6 protein-coding genes are annotated in these 7,006 nt (G+C 46.4%); 5 read left to right on the top strand and 1 reads right to left on the bottom strand.

The features are described 5' to 3' along the window. Positions 1–244 precede the first annotated feature (244 nt). From VN379_RS18020 to VN379_RS18010, 3 genes are all read left to right on the top strand, one after another. Positions 245–901 carry a DUF3794 domain-containing protein gene (locus tag VN379_RS18020; RefSeq protein ID WP_325536346.1) on the top strand — a complete coding sequence of 219 codons (657 nt, stop codon included), beginning with the start codon at positions 245–247 and terminating at the stop codon, positions 899–901. 36 nt (positions 902–937) lie between these two features. Further along, the gene (locus VN379_RS18015) at positions 938–1,885 is read left to right on the top strand and encodes an SPOCS domain-containing protein (RefSeq protein ID WP_325536345.1); all 948 of its coding nucleotides are present in this window, start codon (positions 938–940) and stop codon (positions 1,883–1,885) included. A 121-nt stretch (positions 1,886–2,006) separates the two neighbouring features. Then, positions 2,007–2,810, top strand: a complete 804-nt coding sequence (locus VN379_RS18010; RefSeq protein ID WP_325536344.1) for a HipA family kinase — start codon at positions 2,007–2,009, stop codon at positions 2,808–2,810. Here the strand turns inward: VN379_RS18010 and VN379_RS18005 are convergent. Beyond that, the gene (locus VN379_RS18005; protein WP_325536343.1) at positions 2,772–3,257 is read right to left on the bottom strand and encodes a L,D-transpeptidase; all 486 of its coding nucleotides are present in this window, start codon (positions 3,255–3,257) and stop codon (positions 2,772–2,774) included. The two genes, VN379_RS18010 and VN379_RS18005, sit on opposite strands and share 39 nt — an antisense overlap. A 143-nt stretch (positions 3,258–3,400) precedes the next feature. Here VN379_RS18005 and VN379_RS18000 point away from each other — a divergent pair, with 143 nt between their 5' ends. Then, a complete protein-coding gene (locus tag VN379_RS18000) occupies positions 3,401–4,237 on the top strand; it encodes a cyanophycinase (RefSeq protein WP_325536342.1) in 837 nt (278 codons plus the stop codon). Positions 4,238–4,255: 18 nt separating this feature from the next. Further along, positions 4,256–6,922, top strand: a complete 2,667-nt coding sequence (gene cphA, locus VN379_RS17995; RefSeq protein WP_325536340.1) for a cyanophycin synthetase — start codon at positions 4,256–4,258, stop codon at positions 6,920–6,922. Positions 6,923–7,006 lie beyond the last annotated feature (84 nt).

Below are 7,006 nucleotides of genomic sequence, written 5' to 3'. Positions count from 1 at the left end.
GAGACAGGATTTATGTATAACATTTATTTTCTTGCTACATCTTGTCAGGTTCAGATTATTAATAGTGCTGGTAAATGTATTTATCATGTCATGTTTTAGGAGTATGGATCATAGTTATAGTTAGGATGTGCCTGTGATAACCGCTTTTTTAATGGTTGCTGTCCTTTGCCATTTTTTAGTTTTTTGTCACATAAAAATTAGAGCAGGCATATATATAACTAGAATATAAAAGGGGGGAATCTGCATGAACGATAGAGCCAATAACTGCACTCTAGGTGCGGAAACGCAAACTATTATCGTGCGCCAAATAATAGGGGAAAAGGAAAAACAAAAAGCTCTGGATATTCACGTGGTTGTTCCAGAAAGGAAACCTTCTATTGAACAAATTGTTGATGTATTTGTTAAAGAAGTAGAAGTTTGCAGTGTTGATGTTATTACAGACAAAGTAATTGTTCGCGGCGAGTTCGAAATAAAAGCTATTTACGTAGCATCTTTACCTGATCAGCCTGTTCATGCTGTGGAAATCAGGCATTATAAATGGACTCTTGATATTGATATTCCAGGCGCTCGCAGGGGGATGGATGCTGAGGCCAGCGTAATTGTTGAATTTGTTGACTATGATGTGGATGACCACCATCGTGCATACAAATACAAGAACTTTGAGCCTGTTGACTGCGATGACGATAACGATGATGACGACGATGACGACGACTGCAATGACCATGATCATGACCATGACTGCCACGACGACGATGATGGCTGCGGTCACCACCATCACCATCATCACCACAACTGCCGGGAATTTGACGTGTCTGTTATCCTAAAAGTTACAGCCAAAGTGATGACTGATCGCGAAGTAAATATTGGTACCAGCAGCCTGCCTACCAAACCGAAGGGATAATAGTCAGAACGAGAGCCTGAATAAGGGGGGGAAACTATGGATGATGACAAAACAAGGGTAGTATCAGCCTCGACTGATACTTTATCCACCTCGACAAAATCAGTATCAGGGGTAACAACTGTTGAAAGTTCGGAACTGCTATGCGGTTGCCCGGAACCAGGTCCGGAAACAATTGAGGTTGAGCAGGTCCTGGGCGCCGAGATGGCACAACGGGTTGTAGAACTTGATATGATTGTACCAACACAAAAACCAGATATTGAACAAGTGGTTGACGTATATGTCAAGGAATTAGAAATTACTAAAATTGATGTTATTAGGGATAAGGTTATTGTTCGCGGTGAGCTAGAGGTAAAGGTCATGTATGTAGCCGACCTGCCTAACCAGCCGGTGCATGCTTTTGAAAGACGGCATATCCGTTGGACGCGTGATATTGAAGTCGATGGTGCTGAACCTGAGATGAAGGCAACATCTGATGTCGTTGTTGAGTTTGTAGACTATGATTTCCACTGCCATCATGATCGGCGTAAAGTGCATGTTACGATTGTACTTAAGGTCTGGACCCGGGTGGTTACTACCACTGAGATGGATGTATACGCATTAAGCCCTATCGACGAGGTTGGGGTGCTTTCAAGTTCGGGATCAACTGATAAAGCCAGTGCCAGCCAATTTGACAATGAGACCGTATCAGCCTCTGAAACTGGTGGTGGTGACATAGAGGCCTTTGGCGAGCAGAATGTGGTTGTCACTGGTCCTATTACTCCTACTGCCGGTACACCGACGACTGCCAGTGGTACAGTAACTGTCAGTGGTAATAACGTGAATATTAGATCCGGACCAGGCACCAACTATCCAGTGGTTACAAAGGTAAATAGAGGTACAACATTAACCGTAAGAGAGCAGGCTTTCGGATGGTATAAAGTTTTGCTTTCTGATGGGTCTACAACTGGTTGGATTGCCAGCTGGCTGGTAAATGGTACTCCTTGATCCGAACGGCTAATTATAATGACCCAGGGATGGAAAAATCCCTGGGTATTGTTTTAATGGAAAAAATCCCGGAAGCTGCAGCTGCCGGGATTTTGGGGATGATGGGAGAGGAGTTGGCTAGATGTATCGGGCGATAGAATATCTAGGCCCAGTAGGGTTGGGGGCGACGTCCCCCCAACTATTTCGGGCCGAAAACAACCACAGCGAGAGTAAGATATGTGTTGTTAAACTATCGACTAACCGCCTTGGCGCTAAAGTACTTGTAAATGAATTATTAGCTGTCCGTTTTGGACAATGGCTTGATCTTTGCTTCCCTCCTGGGGGCCCTATTGAGATTTCTGGCGAAGTCGTCGCCAATAGCAAACGATTGACTGCTGCGGGTGTGCCGCCAGGCTGGCACTTTGGTTGTGAGTATCTAAAAGGGGCCGGATATGTAACTAAATACAACCTGCACCGGGCGACAAATAAAGAGCAGATGGCCGGAGTCATGCTTTTTGACCACTTATTCCACAACCCTGATCGCACTAAAAATCGTAAGAACCTGCTGATTCGAAGAGAAAAGAATGGTTATAAACTATATGCTATCGACAATTCTCACCTGTTTCGTCGTGGGAAATGGACGATTGAAATGCTTAAAGAGATGACTGACAATATAACCCTAAATCACCGGCGATCTTATGGCGTTCTTTTAAAATACTATCTTAAACCAACGCATTTTTTTAAATATGTTCAAGCGGTTAAAAACATTCCAGATACTGGGTTTTCGGAGTTTGTCGATACTATTCCTGAGGTGTGGTTGCCAGACCCGGGTGAACGTCAGGCTTTACTAGAATTTTTGATCGCCCGGCGCGGTAAGGTCGAATGGGTAATGCGTCAGCTGACAGATTTAATCCCTAATATAAATAGGAGTGCCAACACTAACTAAGGCAAAGAGCTCTTCAACATGAGCATTATGCATTCGAATACAGCCATTTGATACCATTTTCCCAATTAGCCAGGGGGCACTTGTGCCATGAACACCGTACGCATCAAAATTAAGACCCATCCAACGCGTTCCTAAAATGCCGCCAGGATTTATGATCTTGGTGGCAATTGCGTAATTGCCGAGCGGGGTGGGGGTTGATGGTTTGCCGATTGCGACAGGATACTGCCGCGTAGGACTATTGCCGTCAAATAAAGTTAGCTGACGCTGGGATTTGACAAGCAGGATATTTGCTCTAGGCAGCGACGTGCTTACTCTGTCAATTCGAGGAGCTGGCGTTACCTCGCTAATTTCAGCAGACTGATTCTGGCAGTAGCTAATGTAGCGTTCATCTTCCGCTAGTTTGATAGTTTTTAGTGATTCCGGGAGATATATCATTCTTACATTCACGCTGGCATAACCTCCGTTTCCCAATTTCTCTGCTTCATTATATTCAGAAACTGTGCGTTTGGTTAGCGTAGCTAAGGGTATAAAGAACCGACATTTTTGGTAAAAATAGGAGTAAAGGCTAAAACAGGAGATATTTTAACAAAATGAGTGACAAAACGGCAGACAACAAACGCAAAACACCTGGCAGCTTGCTTATCATCGGCGGTCACGAAGACAAAACCGGCGAACGTGTTATTCTGCGCAAATTTGTGGACATGGCTGGTGGGCGGGACAGTCTTATCGTAATAATAGCTACAGCTACTGACGAGCCGCGCATTGTTGGCAGTGAATATAAAGATATATTTACTTTAATGGGCGCGGCTGTAGTAAATATTATGGCTATTGCCAACAGGGAAACGGCTAATCAACCCCAGCAGGCCGAGATAATAAAGAAGTCCACAGGCATATTTTTCACTGGCGGCGACCAACTGCGGCTTACAAGTATTTTAGGCGGCTCGGCAGTTGACGCCGCCATTCGTGCTGCCTTTAGTCAGGGTGCTGTTGTGGCAGGGACAAGCGCCGGGGCAGCCGTCATGAGCGAAACCATGATTGTTGGTGGACACTCCAATGACTCCCCGAAAAAGTCTTCGCTCAGTATGGCCCATGGTATGGGTTTTTTGAGTGAGGCAGTTGTTGATCAGCATTTTGCTCAGCGGGGGCGTATTAATCGCTTGCTGTCCTCGGTTGCGCAAAACCCTCATGTGATGGGTATTGGGATTGATGAAGATACTGCACTTATTGTGGGGCCTGACCGGGTTTGTGAAATAGTGGGTTCACAGACGGTGACAATTATTGACGGCAAAAATATTATTTACTCAAATATATCAGAGTCCAATCAGAGCCAGCCTTTGGCCATATCCAATGTCTTGCTGCATATTTTGCCGGCAGGCTATGGTTTTGATTTAAACCTACGATTGCCTATTCAACTTGCTACAAACTAGGTTTGAGGGGGATTAGTCATGGAATTATTATATTCACGCTTTATTGCCGGGCCCAATGTGTATAGCTACAGGCCTATCGTCAAAGCATTGCTTGATATTGGGGCTTATGAGGATATTGCCAGTAATGCTATTGATGGCTTTGTGGTTCGTTTGCTGGCCTTACTGCCTGGGCTGCAGCAGCACTCATGCTCGCGGGGATATCCTGGCGGCTTTGCTGAACGCTTACAGGAAGGAACCTATTTAGCGCATATTTTTGAACATGTTGCCCTGGAGCTGCAAACGCTGGCAGGTAACGAATATATGTCAGCCTTTGGCAAGACCAGGGGAGCGGGCCGGATGGGCGTTTACCAGGTTATTATTGGCTGTAAGTCAGGTCCAGTCGGACTGGCAGCCATAGAAGGTACACACTGCCTGCTTACTGCAGTGTTAAATGGCCGGGCGTTCGATGTGCCGGAGCTGGTGTCTCAGCTTAAAAGGGTTGGCGAAGACGCTAAACTTGGACCAAGCACTGAGGCGATTTATGCAGCGGCCCGGCGGAGAGGGATTCCAGTATTGCGCCCGGATTATGATAATAATTTCCTCATCATGGGTTATGGCAATAGGCAACAGCGGGTTTGGGCCACTGTTACAGGTCGGACAAGCTCGGTGGCTGTTGACTTAGTTGGTGATAAATATCTCACTAATAAACTTCTGCGCCAAAATGCTATTCCGGTACCCTGCGGGTATATTGTTTCGAATATGGCTGAAGCCCTGGAGGCATTTGCTGCTATTGACAGACCGGTTGTCATTAAACCGGCTGGCGGCAACCATGGTAATGGTGTAACTCTCAATATTCTGGACGAAAGTGAGATTGAACAGGCCGTTATGCTCGCAAGCCAGTTTGATGAACGTATCTTGGTAGAAGAATATATAATCGGTCGTCAATACCGGTTATGTCTTGTTGATGGCAAATTGGTCGCAGGTGCTGAGCGGATACCGGCTCATGTGGTGGGCGATGGTATTCATACAATTGCCGAACTTGCGGATATCGTGAACCTGGATCCGGCGCGTGGCTTAGGCCATAGCCGGGCGTTAACCCGCTTGGAACTGGACGCTGCTGCTGCAGCTACGTTATCCAGACAAAACCTAACGACTGAGTCTGTACCAAAAGCGGGGCAGCATATTTTTATCCGTGATAACGCAAATCTGAGTGCTGGTGCTACTGCTGCCGATGTTACGGATGCTATCCATCCGGATACTGTGCGGTTGGTGGAACGGGCAGTCCGGCTTGTTGATCTGGATGTTGCCGGGGTTGACCTTGTAATCACTGATATCACTCAACCGATGAATGACCGTAATGGTGCCATAATTGAGATTAATGCTGCTCCCGGTCTAAGGATGCACCAGTATCCGAGTGCCGGAATGCCTCGCGATGTTGGTGCAGCTGTTGTCGACTATTTGTTTCCTGCAGGCACTGATGGCCGGATACCCATCATAGCGGTTACTGGTACAAATGGAAAAACAACAGTAACCAGACTGATTTCCCATATCTTTCGTCAAGCTGGCCATAGAACAGGAATGACTACATCTGGCGGCATTTATGTGGATCAGGAGTGTATCGCCTGTGGGGATACCACAGGACCGGTCAGCACTGCCATGGTATTGGCTGATCCCACTGTCGAGGTCGCCGTGCTTGAAGTAGCGCGGGGAGGAATCATCCGCGGCGGATTAGGTTATGATGTGGCCGATGTTGGGGTTATTACTAATATTACAGAAGACCACATTGGGCAGGACGGTATTGAAGATCTCGACGATTTAGCGTATATAAAATCATTGGTTATCGAAACCGTACGCCCGGATGGTACGGCGCTTCTTAACGCTGACGATCTCCGGATCGTGACTCTTAGATCACGGGTTAAAGCGGAAATTGTGTATTTTAGTGCAAAACCTGATAATATTATTGTTCGTCGCCACCTGGGTGAAGGCGGTAAGGCCTGTTTTGTTAAAAATGGTGTTATCTATATCGCCAACGGCCAAAATGAGCAACCTGTCATTAATATCACAGATATCCCGTTGACACTGCAAGGCTATGCCGGGCATAATATTCAGAATGCGGTTATTGCCACTGCCGCTTGCTGGTGTCAAGGGATTTATCCTGCAGAAATCCGTAAAGGTTTGGTCAGTTTCTGTGAAAACCCAGGACGGCTGATGTTAATGAATGTTGGCACCTTCCGGGTTTGTGTTGATTATGCTCACAATCCAGCTGGCTGTCAGGCCCTTGTGAGTACGCTTCGCCATCTTAATCCTAAGCGCCTTATCGGCGTTATTGCTGCACCAGGTGACCGGCGGGATGATGTAATCATGCGTTTTGGCAGGGAAGCCGGTCAAGGATTTGATATTATTTATATCAAGGAAGACGCTGACCTGCGTGGGCGCCAGCCTGGTGAGACTGCCGCTCTGCTTGTGCAGGGCGCGTTGGAAGCAGGTTTTAATCCTGAGTGTATCACAACAATCCGTGATGAGCGTGAGGCTGTGGAAACTGCTTTAGCTCATGCAGAAAGTGACGATTTAATTGCGGTGTTTTATGAACAGTATGGGGTAGTTCTTGAAACCATAACAGGTTTTTATAAAACTGAGGCTGCCAGCCATAGCCATAAATCAGAATATCAGGAACTGGTAGTTGCAGGGGTACGTGCCGAAGGATAATGAAAAAAATCTCGAATGGAAAACTGGCAGTTGCAGGCAAATACATGAGCAGGTAGAATATAATACTGTAAGATGTATGTGGAG

The organism is Sporomusa sp. (assembly GCF_035561255.1).
Taxonomy (GTDB): Bacteria; Bacillota; Negativicutes; order Sporomusales; family Sporomusaceae; genus Sporomusa.
The sequence above is the reverse complement of the archived record's forward strand: the minus strand, read 5'-3'. Positions and strand labels throughout refer to the sequence as shown.